This window comes from Streptomyces sp. NBC_00986 (genome assembly GCF_045162565.1).
Taxonomy (GTDB): domain Bacteria; phylum Actinomycetota; class Actinomycetes; order Streptomycetales; family Streptomycetaceae; genus Streptomyces.
Genome location: NZ_CP108733.1, coordinates 5,109,401 through 5,124,321 on the forward strand (window position 1 = coordinate 5,109,401; position 14,921 = coordinate 5,124,321).

Sequence of the window (14,921 nt, forward strand, 5' to 3'; positions counted from 1 at the left end):
CCCGTGGGGGGATCTCTGTCATGAGCCAGTCAGCCACGCCACCACAGCAGCCACAGCCACAGCCCGAGGCGCAGGCCCAGCCGCAGGCGCCCACGCAGCCGCAGCCGGTCGACGGCAACCCGTACGCCCAGCAGCCCGGCGCCGTACCGCCCCCTCCGGCCCCGAACGCGCCGTACGCCCCGCCCGCTCCCCCGAAGAACAACATCGCGCTCGGCCTGGTGACCGCTGTCGCCGCCGCGCTGGTCGCCGCCGGGATCTACGGCTTCGTCATCGGCACCACCAAGCACGAGATCGGCTGGGCGGCGATCGGCGTCGGCTTCGTCATCGGCCTCGCGGCGGGCAAGCTGGGCGGTCGCAACCCCGTGCTCCCCGTGGTCAGCGCCGTGCTGGCCCTGGGCGCGGTCTACGTCGGCCAGCTGGTCGGCGACGCGATGCTCATCGCGGACGAGTACGGCGTGGACTTCAGCAAGGTCTTCTTCGACCACTTCGGCGTGGTCCAGGACGCCTGGAAGGCCGACTCCGACCCGCTCACCTTCGTCTTCTTCGCCATCGCCGCGTTCGCCGCGTTCTCCGGCACCAAGAAGGCGGCGCTCTGACCCCGGCGCGCGGGTTGTGCAGGGGGGGCGCTTGAGGCGGGGTGTGCGTCGGGGGCTGGTGGCGTGCGACTCGCGGCGCCGGTACCGTAAGAAACAGGTGGAACCGGCCGTAGCGGGCTACTGCGGTTGGCTCTTGAAAAGTGAACGGAGTGTCCACCCCTAGTTGGTATGGGGGTGGCCACTCACCTTCCACCAACAAGGTGGAGCCCACCGCAGTAGGCCCTGCGGTGAGCTCCTGAAAAGTGAACGGAGTGTCCACCCCTACGTGTGATGGGGGTGGCCGCTCACTTTCCGCCGTACATCCACAAGATCCACCTCCTCCGTTGCTTCACCATCCGAAGACGGATCCGGTCCCAGCGGGTGGGCTTGCGGTGGCGACCCATGGGCGCCCCCTTCCACGAGGCCGCCCATTGGCCCGGTAGGCGGTTCGTCTGGAATTCGGGCCGGGCCCCGAGAGCCCGGGTCCGGAACGATTTCCGTGGAAGGGAGCACCCCACACAACTGGGGCGCCGATCACGGACGCTACCGCCCCGACACGCCCCACCAGCGAACTTTCGCCCCGAACGCAACCGTGCGCCCCCCAACATCAACGCGCGCCCCACGCCCCCCACTTGGGCACGCAAAAGGGCCCGGACCACCCAGGCCCGGGCCCCTGAAAGCGTCGTACGGCTACCGCGTCGTAGAACCGCCTACCGCCTACCGCTTGTGCTGCGAGTCGGCCACCGTGACCTCGACCCGCTGGAACTCCTTCAGCTCGCTGTATCCGGTCGTCGCCATCGCGCGCCGCAGTGCACCGAAGATGTTCATCGAGCCGTCCGGGATGTGGGACGGGCCCGTGAGGATCTCCTCGATGGTGCCGACCGTGCCGAGGTCGACCTTCTTGCCGCGCGGGAGTTCCTCGTTGACCGCTTCCATGCCCCAGTGGTGGCCCTTGCCCGGCGCGTCCGTCGCGCGGGCGAGCGGGGAGCCCATCATGACCGCGTCCGCGCCGCAGGCGATCGCCTTGGGGAGGTCGCCGGACCAGCCGACACCGCCGTCGGCGATGACGTGCACGTACCGGCCGCCGGACTCGTCCATGTAGTCGCGGCGGGCGGCGGCCACGTCCGCGACCGCGGTGGCCATCGGGACCTGGATGCCCAGCACGTTGCGCGTGGTGTGCGCCGCGCCGCCGCCGAAGCCGACGAGGACGCCCGCCGCGCCGGTGCGCATCAGGTGCAGGGCCGCGGTGTACGTGGCGCAGCCGCCGACGATCACCGGGACGTCCAGCTCGTAGATGAACTGCTTCAGGTTCAGCGGCTCGTGCGAACCCGACACGTGCTCCGCCGAGACCGTCGTACCGCGGATGACGAAGATGTCCACGCCCGCGTCGACGACGGCCTTGGAGAACTGGGCCGTGCGCTGCGGGGAGAGCGCGGCGGCGGTGACCACGCCCGAGTCGCGCACCTCCTTGATGCGCTGCCCGATCAGCTCCTCCTTGATGGGAGCGGCGTAGATCTCCTGGAGGCGGCGGGTCGCGGCGTCCACGTCCAGCTCGGTGATCTCGTCGAGCAGCGGCTGCGGGTCCTCGTACCGCGTCCAGAGGCCTTCGAGGTTCAGCACGCCGAGGCCGCCGAGCTCGCCGATGCGGATCGCGGTGGCCGGGGAGACGACCGAGTCCATGGGGGCGGCCAGGAAGGGCAGCTCGAAGCGGTAGGCGTCGATCTGCCAGGCGATCGAGACCTCCTTCGGGTCCCGCGTACGGCGGCTGGGGACGACGGCGATGTCGTCGAAGGCGTACGCCCGGCGGCCGCGCTTGCCGCGCCCGATCTCGATCTCAGTCACGTCTGTGGCCTTTCCTCTGCGTTTCAGCGTCTTCCAGTATCGCCGACGGACACGACAAGGGCGGCCCCGGTGTCCCCGGGGCCGCCCTTGAGGAAGCCTGCCGACTACTTGCTGCGGCTGTAGTTCGGTGCCTCGACCGTCATCTGGATGTCGTGCGGGTGGCTCTCCTTGAGGCCTGCGGACGTGATGCGGACGAAGCGGCCCTTGGTCTCCATCTCCTCGATGGTGGCCGCGCCCACGTAGCCCATGGTCTGGCGCAGCCCGCCGACGAGCTGGTGCAGCACGTTGGCCAGCGGGCCGCGGTAGGGCACCTGGCCCTCGATGCCCTCGGGCACGAGCTTGTCGTCGGAGGCGACCTCGGCCTGGAAGTAACGGTCCTTGGAGTACGACCGGCCCTGACCGCGGGACTGCATCGCGCCGAGCGAGCCCATGCCGCGGTACGACTTGAACTGCTTGCCGTTGATGAACTGCAGCTCGCCCGGCGACTCCTCGCAGCCCGCGAGCAGGCTGCCGAGCATCACCGTGTCGGCGCCGGCGGCCAGCGCCTTGCCGATGTCGCCGGAGTACTGCAGGCCGCCGTCGCCGATGAGCGGGACGCCGGCCGCGCGGGCGGCGAGGGACGCTTCGTAGATCGCGGTGACCTGCGGGACGCCGATGCCGGCGACGACACGGGTCGTACAGATCGAGCCGGGGCCCACGCCGACCTTGATGCCGTCGACACCGGCGTCGACCAGGGCCTGGGCTCCGTCGCGGGTGGCGACGTTGCCGCCGATCACGTCGACGCCGACGCTCGACTTGATCTTCGCCATCCAGTTGAGGGCGTTGCTGTTGTGGCCGTGCGAGGTGTCGACGACCAGGAAGTCCACACCGGCCTCGGCGAGGGCCTGGGCGCGCTCCAGGGCTTCGGGGCTCGCGCCCACGGCGGCGCCGACGATGAGACGACCCTCGGCGTCCTTGGCGGCGTTCGGGTACTGCTCGGCCTTGACGAAGTCCTTGACCGTGATGAGGCCCTTGAGGATGCCGGCCTCGTCGACGAGGGGCAGCTTCTCGATCTTGTGGCGGCGCAGCAGCTGCATGGCGTCGGCGCCGGAGATGCCGACCTTGCCGGTGACCAGGGGCATCGGGGTCATGACCTCGCGCACCTGACGGGAACGGTCGGTCTCGAAGGCCATGTCGCGGTTGGTGACGATGCCGAGGAGCTTGCCGTTGCCGTCGGTCACCGGGACGCCGCTGATGCGGAACTTGGCGCACAGCGCGTCGGCCTCACCGAGCGTGGCGTCCGGGTGGACGGTGATCGGGTCGGTGACCATGCCGGACTCGGAGCGCTTCACGAGGTCGACCTGGTTGACCTGGTCCTCGACGGACAGGTTGCGGTGCAGGACGCCGACACCGCCCTGGCGGGCCATCGCGATCGCCATCCGGGACTCGGTCACCTTGTCCATCGCCGCGGAGAGCAGCGGGATGTTGACGCGGACGTTGCGCGAGATGCGGGACGAGGTGTCGACCGCGTTCGGGAGCACGTCGGACGCGCCCGGCAGCAGCAGCACGTCGTCGTAGGTCAGCCCTAGTGTCGCGAATTTGGCGGGCACTCCGTCGACGTTGGCAGTCATGACACCTTCCCCAAATGGCCTTGATCGGTGCGGATGTCCATGCTAACGGGAAGCGCGGTCACCTAATTCCACGATTCCACGGCTACGGCCCGCTCCGGGCTTCGTATGTTCGTACGTACGCCGTCGGCCGACTGTTCACGAAAGGCACCGCGGCGCAGGGCTCCGCCACTGAGGGCAGTGCCCGTACGGGAGTTACTGCTCGGCCAGGGCCCGCAGTCGGCTCAGCGCGCGGTGCTGGGCGACCCGGACCGCGCCGGGTGACATTCCCAACATCTGCCCGGTCTCCTCGGCGGTGAGGCCGACGGCGATGCGCAGCAGGAGCAGTTCGCGCTGGTTCTCCGGGAGGTTGGCCATGAGTTTCTTGGCCCATTCGGCGTCACTGCTGAGCAGGGCACGCTCCTCGGGGCCGAGGGAGTCGTCCGGGCGCTCCGGCATCTCGTCCGAGGGCACGGCCGTGGACCCGGGGTGGCGCATCGCGGCGCGCTGGAGGTCGGCGACCTTGTGGGCGGCGATGGCGAAGACGAAGGCCTCGAAGGGGCGGCCGGTGTCCTTGTAGCGGGGCAGTGCGAGGAGGACGGCGACGCAGACCTCCTGGGCGAGGTCCTCCACGAAGTGCCGTGCGTCGCCCGGGAGTCGGGACAGCCGGGTGCGGCAGTAGCGCAGGGCCAAGGGGTGGACGTGGGCGAGCAGATCGTGGGTCGCCTGCTCGTCTCCGTCGACCGCGCGAAGGACGAGTCCACCAATCGCCCCTGGGGCACTGGCCGCCTCGTCGTCACGCATCGGTCCATGGTGCCTTGCGGCCGAAGGGTCCGTGGCACCGCGTCCGTTGTTGTGCACCGAAGCGTTATGAGCAGGTGCGCCGGAACTCATCTCCTGCGCCCTCCCCTCCCGCTCGACCGACTCGTCCCCGAGGAACTCCACACCTCAAGGATGCGGCATCCGCGGCGAAACGAGCAGCGGGCACCCGGCGGGCCCCTTCACCGTCCCCGCCCACCTGGTGGCGGGCGGGGATCCTCGTATCCCCGCTACGACCCACTGACCTGGCCCTAACGGACCAGACCCCACCGGAAACCGAGCGCCACGGCGTGTGCCCGGTCCGAGGCGCCGAGTTTCTTGAAGAGCCGCCGTGCGTGTGTCTTGACGGTGTCCTCGGAGAGGAACAGCTCACGGCCGATCTCCGCGTTGGAGCGGCCGTGACTCATCCCTTCGAGGACCTGGATCTCGCGCGCGGTGAGCGTCGGAGCGGCGCCCATCTCGGCGGACCGCAGCCGGCGCGGGGCCAGTCGCCAGGTCGGGTCGGCGAGGGCCTGGGTGACCGTGGCCCGCAGTTCGGCGCGCGAGGCGTCCTTGTGCAGATAGCCGCGGGCGCCGGCCGCGACCGCGAGGGCCACGCCGTCCAGGTCTTCGGCGACGGTGAGCATGATGATGCGTGCGCCCGGGTCGGCGGACAGCAGCCGCCGCACGGTCTCGACACCGCCGAGTCCGGGCATGCGTACGTCCATCAGGATGAGGTCCGAGCGGTCGGCACCCCAGCGGCGGAGTACTTCCTCGCCGTTGGCCGCCGTCGTCACGCGCTCGACACCGGGCACGGTCGCGACCGCGCGGCGGAGCGCCTCTCGGGCAAGCGGGGAGTCGTCACAGACGAGGACGGATGTCATGGCCGCCCTCCGCAACTGATGCGCGTCACCTTGAGCCTCCAGGCTGGTACGAAATCGTCACCTGTGCGGTCGACCGTCTCGGACGCCTGCCCGAGCACTTGTGTTTTCAACCGCCTCGCACTCTCAACGACGGTCACTCGAAAGAGTTACGGGGCCGTGTGCCATCTTCGGCACTCTACGTGAGGGTGCGGACACGGTGGAGGCATCGGGGCCGACCCTCAAGCTTTCATCACAACCGGTGCCCCATTCAGCCCTATTTCTTCCCTTTTGCTGGTGTCTGAGGCTAGATTCGCAATGAGTCATATTTTCATCTCCTTAGATCGTAGTTGTACGGTCGTGGACACCGTATCCGCCCATAACGGCTACAAGGGGTCACGCAATGGCAGATTTCTCCCGCCTTCCCGGACCGAACGCGGACCTGTGGGACTGGCAGCTCCTGGCTGCCTGCCGAGGGGTCGACAGCTCGCTCTTCTTTCATCCCGAGGGCGAGCGCGGTGCGGCACGAAGCGCTCGTGAGAACTCGGCCAAAGAGGTCTGCATGAGGTGCCCGGTCCGCGCACAGTGCGCGGCGCACGCGCTGGCTGTGCGCGAGCCGTACGGCGTCTGGGGCGGCCTGACCGAGGACGAGCGCGAAGAGCTCATGGGGCGTGCCCGCAACCGGCTGGTGTCGGCTTCGGCCGCCGGGGACATGGCTTCGAACAACTGAAGGAACGTTTCTCCAACAAGTCCTCCGACAGGGGTACGCGCACGCGTGCCCCTCTACTTTTCGCGCGCCGCCCGCTCCAGCTGGTCGAGGGTCGCCGCCACGGCCGGCACCTGCGCCAGGTCGGGCAGGGTGAGCGCGACGATCTCCCGCCGCACCGCCGGTTCCAGCGTCACCGTCCGCGCACCCCTGGGCCGTACGGACTCGATGGCGAGCTGGGGCAGGACGGCGACGCCCAGGCCCGCGCTCACCAGGCCGACGACCGCCGGATAGTCGTCGGTCGCGAAGTCGATGCGCGGGGTGAAGCCGGCGGCCTCGCACACCTCGACCAACTGGCCCCGGCAGCGCGGACAGCCGGCGATCCAGGGGTCGTCGGCGAGTTCGCCGATGGCGAGCGACCGCACGCGCGCGTGCCGGTGTTTTTCCGGGACCAGGGCGACCAGGCGGTCACGGAGCAGGGGTCGCACCACCAGGTCGGACCAGTCCTCGGCGCCCGCCGCGGCCTCGTAGCGGAAGGCGAGTGCGATGTCGCAGTCGCCCTCCCGGAGGAGCTCGACGGACTTCGGCGGCTCGGCCTCCTCCAGGGAGACGCGGGTGCCGGGGTGCGCGGCGCGCAGGGCGGCCAGTGCGGCGGGGACGAGCGTCGAGCTGCCGCTGGGGAAGGAGACCAGGCGGACCCGGCCGGCGCGCAGCCCCGCGATCGCGGCGACCTCCTCCTCGGCCGCCGTCAGCCCGGCGAGGATGCCCGCGCCGTGGCGGACCAGGGCCTCGCCCGCCTGGGTCAGGCGCATCTCGCGGCCGGTGCGGATCAGGAGCGGCGTGCCGACCGAGGTCTCCAGGGCCTTCATCTGCTGGCTGACGGCGGGCTGGGTGCAGCCCAGTTCACGCCCGGCCGCCGAGAAGGAGCCGGTGGCGGCGACGGCGCGCAGCACACGGAGATGTCGGGCCTCGATCATGCGCCGAGCATAAGCTCTTCTTTGCTACGACGCCGAATAATGCGCCGCACCTTTGAGGCGCTCTCGTCTACCGTGCCGTCATGAAGCTTCTCTCGCTGAATCTGGGCCGGGCCACGGCCGTGCCGTACACGGACCAGCCCGAAGGCGTGACCGGCATCGACAAGCGGCCGACCGACGCGCCGGTGCGGGTGAGCGCGCCCGGCGCCAAGGGCGTCGCCGGGAGCGGGCTCGCCGGAGACGCGGTGTGTCACCGGCGGCACCACGGCGGCGACGACCAGGCGGTGTACGCGGTCGCGCGCGAGGATCTCGACGACTGGGAGCGGGAGTTGGGGCGCCCGCTGGCCAGCGGTTCCTTCGGGGAGAACCTGACGACACTCGGGCTCGACGTGTCCGGCGCGCGGATCGGCGAGCGCTGGCGGATCGGTTCCGAGGTGGTCCTGGAGGTCACCTGCGGGCGGATCCCGTGCCGTACGTTCCAGGACCATCTGGGCGAACGCGGGTGGGTGAAACGGTTCACCGTGAAGGGTGCTCCGGGGGCCTATCTGCGGGTGATCGAGCCCGGTGAGATCCGGGCGGGCGACCCGATCGAGATCGTGCACCGGCCCGACCACGACGTGACGGTGGCCCTGCAGTTCCGGGCCGTGACGACCGAGCGGGAGCTGCTGCCGCGGCTGCTTCCGGCGGGCGAGGCGCTGCATCCTGAGGCGCTGGCGCAGGCCCGGAAGTATGTCGCGGAGTACCCCGCCTGACCTGCCGTCACGGCGTGTTCGACGCGATGTTCGACACGTGTTCGTCACGGATCGGGAGGGCCTGTGCAGAGATCGGACCGGCTCGCTCCGGGTCACTAATCTTGCGCCATGACAACGGCATTGATTACGGGATCGACCGCGGGGATCGGTGCCGCGTTCGCGCGGCGGCTCGCGGCGGACGGACACAACCTCGTGCTGGTGGCGCGGAACACCGCGCGGCTCGGGGAGCAGGCGACCGAACTGCACGACCGGCACGGCATCGAGGCGGAGGTACTGACCGCCGACCTGGCCACGGACAAGGGCATCGACACGGTGGCCGCCCGCCTCGCCGACCGCAAGAACCCCGTCGACCTGCTGGTCAACAACGCGGGCTTCGGCAACAAGGGCCGCTACCTCGACGTGTCCATGGCCGACGAGCTGAAGATGCTCAAGGTGCACTGCGAGGCGGTGCTCCGGCTGACCAGCGCGGCGACCGAGGCGATGCGGGAGCGCGGGCGCGGCGGGGTCGTCAACGTGGCGTCGGTCGCCGCCTTCGTACCGCGCGGGACGTACGGCGCGTCGAAGGCGTGGGTCGTGCAGTTCACCCAGGGCGCGGCCAAGGACCTGGCGGGCAGTGGCGTACGGCTGATGGCGCTGGCGCCCGGCTTCGTGCGGACCGAGTTCCACGAGCGGGCCGGGATGGGTACGGACAACATCCCGAACTGGATGTGGCTGGACGCGGACAAGCTGGTCGCGGCGGCGCTCGCGGATCTGGCGCGCGGCAAGTCGCTGTCGATCCCGGACCCGCGCTACAAGGCGCTGATGGGTCTGGTGAAGGTCACCCCGCAGGCGGTGCTGGGCGGGATCACCTCGAAGACCGGGCGGAAGTACGGGCCGCAGTGACGGCAGCCGCCACGGTGACGGCGGCCTCGGTGACGAAGGTTCCGGCGGAACGCGAAGGCCCGGCTCCCCCTGAGGGGCGCCGGGCCTTCGACGTACACGTCCTACGGGTTCACCGACTCGCGTCAGTGGGAGTGGCCGTGGCTGTGACCACCGGCGGCCGGCTCCTCCTCTTCCTTCTTCTCGACGACCAGGGTCTCGGTCGTGAGGAGCAGGGAGGCGATGGAGGCGGCGTTCTCCAGGGCGGAGCGGGTGACCTTGACCGGGTCGATGACGCCGGCCTTGACCAGGTCGCCGTACTCGCCGGTCGCGGCGTTGAAGCCCTGACCCTTCTCGAGGTCGGCGACCTTGGCGGTGATGACGTAGCCCTCGAGGCCCGCGTTCTCGGCGATCCAGCGCAGCGGCTCGACGACCGCGCGGCGCACGACCGCGACACCGGTGGCCTCGTCACCGGTCTTGTCGAGGTTGCCCTCGAGGACCTTGGCGGCGTGCACCAGAGCGGAGCCACCACCGGAGACGATGCCCTCCTCGACCGCGGCGCGGGTCGCGGAGATGGCGTCCTCCAGACGGTGCTTCTTCTCCTTCAGCTCCACCTCGGTGGCGGCGCCGACCTTGATCACGCACACGCCGCCGGCCAGCTTCGCGAGGCGCTCCTGGAGCTTCTCGCGGTCCCAGTCGGAGTCCGTGTTCTCGATCTCGGCCTTGATCTGGTTGACGCGGCCCGCGACCTCGGAGGAGTCGCCGGCACCGTCGACGACGGTCGTGTCGTCCTTGGTGACCGTCACGCGGCGGGCGGAGCCCAGCACGTCCAGGCCGACCTGGTCGAGCTTGAGGCCGACCTCCTCGGCGATGACCTGACCGCCGGTGAGGGTGGCGAGGTCGCCGAGCATCGCCTTGCGGCGGTCGCCGAAGCCGGGGGCCTTGACCGCGACCGCGTTGAACGTGCCGCGGATCTTGTTCACGACCAGGGTCGACAGGGCCTCGCCCTCGACGTCCTCGGCGATGATCAGCAGCGGCTTGGAGGCGTTGGCCTGGATGACCTTCTCCAGCAGCGGCAGCAGGTCCTGGATGGAGCTGATCTTGCCCTGGTGGATGAGGATGTACGGGTCCTCGAGGACCGCTTCCATGCGCTCCTGGTCCGTCACGAAGTACGGCGACAGGTAGCCCTTGTCGAAGGCCATGCCCTCGGTGAAGTCCAGCTCCAGACCGAAGGTGTTGGACTCCTCGACGGTGATGACACCGTCCTTGCCGACCTTGTCCATCGCCTCGGCGATGAGCTCGCCGACCTGGCTGTCCTGCGCGGACAGACCGGCCACGGCGGCGATGTCGGCCTTGTCGTCGATGGGCCGCGCGGTGGCGAGCAGCTCGTCGGAGATGGCCTTGACGGCGGCGTCGATGCCCTTCTTCAGGGCGGCCGGGGAGGCACCCGCGGCGACGTTGCGCAGGCCCTCGCGCACGAGCGCCTGGGCGAGCACGGTGGCGGTGGTGGTGCCGTCACCCGCGATGTCGTTGGTCTTGGTCGCCACCTCCTTCACCAGCTGGGCACCGAGGTTCTCGTACGGGTCCTCGAGCTCGACCTCGCGGGCGATGGTGACGCCGTCGTTGGTGATGGTGGGGGCGCCGAACTTCTTGTCGATGACGACGTTGCGGCCCTTGGGGCCGATCGTCACCTTGACCGTGTCGGCAAGCTTGTTGACGCCGCGCTCGAGGGCGCGACGGGCGTCCTCGTCGAACTTCAGGATCTTCGCCATGGGAGCGGTTCAGCCCTCTCGGAAAACGTGGGTGAAACGAACTACGCCCCTGACGCCCGGCTTCATAAGGTCGCGGGGGCCAGGGGCGTAGCTCACTGCAAAACTGGGTGAATTACTTCTCGATGATCGCGAGCACGTCGCGGGCCGAGAGGACGAGGTACTCCTCGCCGCTGTACTTCACTTCGGTGCCGCCGTACTTGCTGTACAGCACGATGTCGCCGGTCTTCACGTCGAGCGGAAGACGCTCGCCGTTCTCGAAGCGGCCCGGGCCCACGGCCAGGACGACGCCCTCCTGGGGCTTCTCCTTGGCCGTGTCCGGGATGACCAGGCCAGAGGCCGTGGTCTGCTCGGCGTCGAGCGGCTGGACCACAATGCGGTCCTCAAGCGGCTTGATGGCAACCTTGGAGCTGGTGGTCGTCACGATCCGACCTCCCCCTTCGGAGATCTCACGGGGTTAACTGTCTGAGGTGGCGACCAGGTGGATCCGTCGTCGCGGGTGCCGGACCTGCCCGTCGCTATTGGCACTCTCCAGGGGGGAGTGCCAGGTCTGAGACTATGACCGCGATTAGCACTCGGTCAAGCGGAGTGCCAATGCCCGCGGCGCTTGAGCGGAATTTCGACGTCGCCCTGAGCTGTCCGGCGGGCCTGTGCTCGATGCCGCCGTCCCCTGGGGGCTGCGCCCCCAGACCCCCCTTCGGCCTGAACGGCCTCGTCCTCAAACGCCGGACGGGCTGAGAGTGCCGACCGGCGTCGAACGGTTCCCGCGCCAGTCCGCCGCGCATCCCCAGTAGCCGATCTCGGCCGGCTCGCCCTCGCGATAGAGGATCGTGCAGCGACCGCTCCCACGGCCCGGGAAGGACGGAACCCAGGTGCGCAGGGCCGCGACCCATTGCTCGCGGGTGGGCCTGCCCTCCGGCGCCCAGTCGCGCACCTCGTCCTCGGTCAGTGGTCGCATCATGGCGAAGTCGTCCCCGGACCCGGCGTCGATGAGGTCGTAGAAGTCGAGCACGGAGGACGTGCCGCCCGTCAGGATGTACTCCCGCCAGTCGTCGTCCTCCCACAGATCGACGACGTCCCGCCCCGGGAACCCGTGGTCGTCCTTGGCCAGTTCCTGCGCCTGCCGGAACGCCGACTCCAGATCCCTCTGGTACGGCCCGGTGGAGGTCCACTCGCTGCCACCCGTCGCAAGGCCCTTTCCACTCACCGCTGTTCGTCGTGCGCGGCAGGTTAGCCGGGGCCTCTGACACTCCCGCCCTGCGCGCTAGAGGTAGTCCTCCAGGCGGCCCACCGTCAGGCCCTGCTCCTGGATGCCGCGCAGCAGTCGGGCCGTCGTGTCGGTCGGGGCGATGCGGACAATGTCGCCCGGGGCCAGGTGGTGGTCGCCGCGCGTGTAGGTGAGCGTTCCGGTGGTCGTGGCGGCCCGCCACAGGACCAGTGCGGAGATGCCGCAGTCGGCGGCGGCCCGGCGGGTCGTCGTGTCGTACGTGCCGTAGGGGGGCCGGAGCAGCCGGGTCCGGCTGCCGCAGATCTCGGTGCGCTGGGCGTCGTAGGGCAGGCCCGCGACGGGGCGGCGGTCCTGGGCGGTGCCGAACTCGGTGACGGGCAGGCGTAGTTCGCGGACCATGTCGGCGAAGCCCGGGTCCCGTCGCGCGCCCGCGTCGTGGTCGTAGGTCAGGAAGACGACCCTGTCGCGGGTTCGGACGTGGTCCACGACCGGCGGAAGGCCCGGGCCCGCCGAGCGGGGGGCGGGGTGGGGCGACGGTTTGGGGGCGGGGGGCAGCGGGGCCGTCAGACCCCAGTGGCGGTACGGCTGTTCGCGGGACGGGCCGTGCGGGTGGACGCGCTGGGCGGCCTTCTTGCCGAGCCGTTCGATGGGGTCGACGGACTGCGCGCAGCCGGTGAGGAGGGTGGCCGCCAACGCGACGGCCACCGGCGTCCGCAGGGTCGCGAACCTCACAGGTAGTCCTCCAGGCGGGCCACCGCGTAACCCTCCGCCGTGACCTTGCCCAGGAAGCGGCGCATGTCGTCGACCATCGTGCCCTTCCAGTCCTCACGGCCCCGGAAGTGCGTCAGGACGATGTCACCGGGATGCAGGGACAGGTCGTCCTCGCGGTACTCCCAGTGGTCGACGAACACCTCCTCGTCCCAGATCGGGGCGTATTTGATGCCACAGGACTTCGCGGCAACGAGGGTGTCGTGGTTGTAGTTCCCGTACGGCGGCCGGAAGACCGTCGGGGCCTTGCCGAACTGCTTCTTCATGATGTCCTGCATCCCGCAGATCTCGTGCCTCTGCTCGGCGTAGGACAGCCCCGGCAGATACGGATGCGTGAGGGTGTGGTTGTTGATCGTGTGCCCCTGCGCCTGCATCTTCCGGAAGTAGCCGTAGTCGTCCTTCACCAGGTAGTTGCTGAGGAAGGCGGTGTACGGGATCTTCAGGTCGCTCATCATCCGCAGGAACGCGGGGTCCTTGTTCTCGCCGTCGTCGATGGTGAGGAAGACGATCTTCTTCTTGGTCGGGATCGTGGTGAAGACCGGCGGGAGGTTCAGCTCCTCCTGGTCGTCCACCTCGAAGCCCTTGCGCGCGGTGATCTCCGGCTTGTGCACGGGCGCCGGCGGCGCCGTGAGCGGCACCTTCGCCAGCCCCCAGCGCTTGGCCGCGGCGACCCGCGCGGCGTACGCGGCGCGCAGCTTCGTCGCGTAGGAGTCCAGCGCGCGGGCCGGGGGCGCGTGCAGCGGCTGCGCGCCCTGCGCCGGGTGGACGCCCGCGCCCGAGCCGGACTGGCCGCAGCCGGAGACGAGAGCGGCCAGCGCGAGGGCGGCGAGCGCGCCACGGGCGCCCGCCCTCCGGCGCGGACTCGCGTGCGCCCGGCCCCCACACGCCCGATTGATGTCATTTTGTACGACTACTCGCATGGGGCCGGATCTTTTCAGGCCCCGGCCCCGATCCCGCGCCGACACCGCCAACACACCGCCACCGGAGGCACACCGTCCACCGACTGGCCCACAATGTCCCGGTGAACGACCCCGTACTCGCCTTCGCCGCCCTGCTCACCCCCGAGGGCCGCGCCCTCCTCGACGAGGTCCGCGGCACCGACCCGGCCAAGGAACTCGCCGTCGCCACCCGCCTCCGCCGCGACCACCCCGCCGACCTCGTCTCGGCGGCCCTCGGCCAGGCACGGCTGCGCCAACGTGCGGCAGCAGCGAAGTTCACGCCCGAGGACGCCGACCGGATGTTCTTCACCCCGAACGGCTTCGAACAGTCGACCCGGGCCACCGTCGCCACGTACCGCGCCGCCCGCCTGCTGGACCTGGGCGTCACCTCCGTCGCCGACCTCTGCTGCGGCATCGGCGGCGACGCGATCGCGCTGGCCCGGGCGGGGGTGCGCGTCCTGGCCGTGGACCGCGACCCGCTGACGGCCGCCGTGGCGCGCGCGAACGCGGAGGCACTGGGGCTGACCGAGCTGATCGAGGTCCAGGAAGCGGACGTGACGGACGTCGACACGTCCGCGTACGACGCCGTGTTCGTCGACCCCGCGCGACGGGGCGGCCGCGGCCGCATCTTCGACCCCGAGGCGTACTCCCCACCGTTGTCCTGGGCCATCGGCGCCGCTACGACGGCCCCGCTCGCCGCGCTGAAGATCGCACCCGGGGTACCGCACGAGGCGATCCCGGCGGAGGCCGAGGCGGAGTGGATCTCGGACGGGGGTGACGTGAAGGAGGCGGTGCTGTGGTTCGGGACCGGGGTGCGGCCGGGTGCGGTACGCGCAACTCTCCTCCCCGGCCCGCGAGTTCTGCACGGGCGCGGGCTTCCGGACCCCGAAGTCCGTTCCGTGGGGCGGTACTTGTACGAGCCAGACGGCGCCGTCATCCGCGCCCACCTCGTCGCCGAGGTCGCGGAGGAGGTCGGGGGCGGGCTCATCGACGAGACCATCGCGTATGTGACCGCGGATGAGCTACGGCCGACCGCGTATGCCTCCGCCTACGAGATCACCGATCAACTCCCCTTCGGCGTCAAGAAGTTGAAGGCACTGCTGCGGGAGCGCGAGGTGGGAATCCTCACCGTGAAGAAGCGGGGGTCGGCTGTCGAACCGGAGGAACTGCGGCGGAAGGTGAAGCCTCAGGGGCCCAACTCGGCGACCGTGTTTCTTACTCGAGTGGCGGGGGCGCCGACGATGTTGATCGGGCGGCCGGTCTGACG

Annotated in this window: 15 protein-coding genes; 5 read left to right on the forward strand and 10 right to left on the reverse strand. The window is 70.1% G+C overall.

Annotation, left to right across the window (positions count from 1 at the left end; all coding sequences use genetic code 11):
• The first annotated feature begins 20 nt into the window (after positions 1-20).
• On the forward strand, positions 21-596 hold the full coding sequence (locus OG504_RS22290; protein WP_405991418.1) for a hypothetical protein: 576 nt from the start codon (positions 21-23) through the stop codon (positions 594-596).
• 696 nt (positions 597-1,292) lie between these two features.
• Here the strand turns inward: OG504_RS22290 and OG504_RS22295 are convergent.
• From OG504_RS22295 to OG504_RS22310, 4 genes are all read right to left on the reverse strand, one after another.
• Positions 1,293-2,417, reverse strand: coding sequence for a GuaB3 family IMP dehydrogenase-related protein (locus OG504_RS22295; protein WP_033280066.1), 1,125 nt, complete (start codon positions 2,415-2,417; stop codon positions 1,293-1,295).
• 104 nt (positions 2,418-2,521) lie between these two features.
• Positions 2,522-4,027 carry an IMP dehydrogenase gene (gene guaB / locus OG504_RS22300; RefSeq protein ID WP_033280065.1) on the reverse strand — a complete coding sequence of 502 codons (1,506 nt, stop codon included), beginning with the start codon at positions 4,025-4,027 and terminating at the stop codon, positions 2,522-2,524.
• A 192-nt stretch (positions 4,028-4,219) separates the two neighbouring features.
• The gene (locus tag OG504_RS22305; protein WP_033280064.1) at positions 4,220-4,807 is read right to left on the reverse strand and encodes a sigma-70 family RNA polymerase sigma factor; all 588 of its coding nucleotides are present in this window, start codon (positions 4,805-4,807) and stop codon (positions 4,220-4,222) included.
• 266 nt (positions 4,808-5,073) lie between these two features.
• A complete protein-coding gene (locus OG504_RS22310; protein ID WP_003948568.1) occupies positions 5,074-5,685 on the reverse strand; it encodes a response regulator transcription factor in 612 nt (203 codons plus the stop codon).
• 379 nt (positions 5,686-6,064) lie between these two features.
• On the opposite strand from OG504_RS22310, the gene OG504_RS22315 reads away from it, so the two are divergent.
• Positions 6,065-6,391, forward strand: a complete 327-nt coding sequence (locus tag OG504_RS22315; protein WP_019055584.1) for a WhiB family transcriptional regulator — start codon at positions 6,065-6,067, stop codon at positions 6,389-6,391.
• A gap of 53 nt (positions 6,392-6,444) precedes the next feature.
• On the opposite strand, the gene OG504_RS22320 is transcribed toward OG504_RS22315, so the two are convergent.
• The gene (locus tag OG504_RS22320) at positions 6,445-7,344 is read right to left on the reverse strand and encodes a LysR family transcriptional regulator (protein WP_405991419.1); all 900 of its coding nucleotides are present in this window, start codon (positions 7,342-7,344) and stop codon (positions 6,445-6,447) included.
• Positions 7,345-7,424: 80 nt separating this feature from the next.
• On the opposite strand from OG504_RS22320, the gene OG504_RS22325 reads away from it, so the two are divergent.
• Together OG504_RS22325 and OG504_RS22330 are read left to right on the forward strand one after the other, a co-directional pair.
• On the forward strand, positions 7,425-8,093 hold the full coding sequence (locus tag OG504_RS22325) for an MOSC domain-containing protein (RefSeq protein ID WP_405991420.1): 669 nt from the start codon (positions 7,425-7,427) through the stop codon (positions 8,091-8,093).
• 108 nt (positions 8,094-8,201) lie between these two features.
• Positions 8,202-8,975 (forward strand): SDR family NAD(P)-dependent oxidoreductase, encoded by a 774-nt coding sequence (locus tag OG504_RS22330; protein WP_405991421.1) that lies wholly within the window; start codon positions 8,202-8,204, stop codon positions 8,973-8,975.
• Positions 8,976-9,097: 122 nt separating this feature from the next.
• Here OG504_RS22330 and groL read toward each other — a convergent pair whose 3' ends face one another.
• From groL to OG504_RS22355, 5 genes are all read right to left on the reverse strand, one after another.
• Positions 9,098-10,723 carry a chaperonin GroEL gene (groL, locus tag OG504_RS22335; protein WP_033280060.1) on the reverse strand — a complete coding sequence of 542 codons (1,626 nt, stop codon included), beginning with the start codon at positions 10,721-10,723 and terminating at the stop codon, positions 9,098-9,100.
• A 112-nt stretch (positions 10,724-10,835) separates the two neighbouring features.
• Positions 10,836-11,144, reverse strand: a complete 309-nt coding sequence (groES, locus tag OG504_RS22340; RefSeq protein WP_019066754.1) for a co-chaperone GroES — start codon at positions 11,142-11,144, stop codon at positions 10,836-10,838.
• 294 nt (positions 11,145-11,438) lie between these two features.
• Positions 11,439-11,927 (reverse strand): hypothetical protein, encoded by a 489-nt coding sequence (locus tag OG504_RS22345; protein ID WP_405991422.1) that lies wholly within the window; start codon positions 11,925-11,927, stop codon positions 11,439-11,441.
• A gap of 57 nt (positions 11,928-11,984) precedes the next feature.
• A complete protein-coding gene (locus tag OG504_RS22350; protein WP_405991423.1) occupies positions 11,985-12,680 on the reverse strand; it encodes a polysaccharide deacetylase family protein in 696 nt (231 codons plus the stop codon).
• Positions 12,677-13,636: a polysaccharide deacetylase family protein gene (locus OG504_RS22355; RefSeq protein WP_405991424.1), complete on the reverse strand. Its 960-nt coding sequence runs from the start codon at positions 13,634-13,636 to the stop codon at positions 12,677-12,679. The genes OG504_RS22350 and OG504_RS22355 overlap by 4 nt, the downstream gene beginning before the upstream one ends.
• Before the next feature lie 101 nt (positions 13,637-13,737).
• On the opposite strand from OG504_RS22355, the gene OG504_RS22360 reads away from it, so the two are divergent.
• Positions 13,738-14,919, forward strand: a complete 1,182-nt coding sequence (locus tag OG504_RS22360) for a THUMP-like domain-containing protein (RefSeq protein WP_405991425.1) — start codon at positions 13,738-13,740, stop codon at positions 14,917-14,919.
• Positions 14,920-14,921: the final 2 nt, after the last annotated feature.

Coding starts and splice junctions, on each gene's coding strand:
- groL (WP_033280060.1), bottom strand. CDS start 10,723: ATGGCGAAGATCCTGAAGTTCGACGAGGACGCCCGTCGCGCCCTCGAG.
- OG504_RS22330 (WP_405991421.1), top strand. CDS start 8,202: ATGACAACGGCATTGATTACGGGATCGACCGCGGGGATCGGTGCCGCG.
- OG504_RS22290 (WP_405991418.1), top strand. CDS start 21: ATGAGCCAGTCAGCCACGCCACCACAGCAGCCACAGCCACAGCCCGAG.
- OG504_RS22355 (WP_405991424.1), bottom strand. CDS start 13,636: ATGCGAGTAGTCGTACAAAATGACATCAATCGGGCGTGTGGGGGCCGG.
- OG504_RS22320 (WP_405991419.1), bottom strand. CDS start 7,344: ATGATCGAGGCCCGACATCTCCGTGTGCTGCGCGCCGTCGCCGCCACC.
- OG504_RS22305 (WP_033280064.1), bottom strand. CDS start 4,807: ATGCGTGACGACGAGGCGGCCAGTGCCCCAGGGGCGATTGGTGGACTC.
- OG504_RS22325 (WP_405991420.1), top strand. CDS start 7,425: ATGAAGCTTCTCTCGCTGAATCTGGGCCGGGCCACGGCCGTGCCGTAC.
- OG504_RS22315 (WP_019055584.1), top strand. CDS start 6,065: ATGGCAGATTTCTCCCGCCTTCCCGGACCGAACGCGGACCTGTGGGAC.
- guaB (WP_033280065.1), bottom strand. CDS start 4,027: ATGACTGCCAACGTCGACGGAGTGCCCGCCAAATTCGCGACACTAGGG.
- OG504_RS22310 (WP_003948568.1), bottom strand. CDS start 5,685: ATGACATCCGTCCTCGTCTGTGACGACTCCCCGCTTGCCCGAGAGGCG.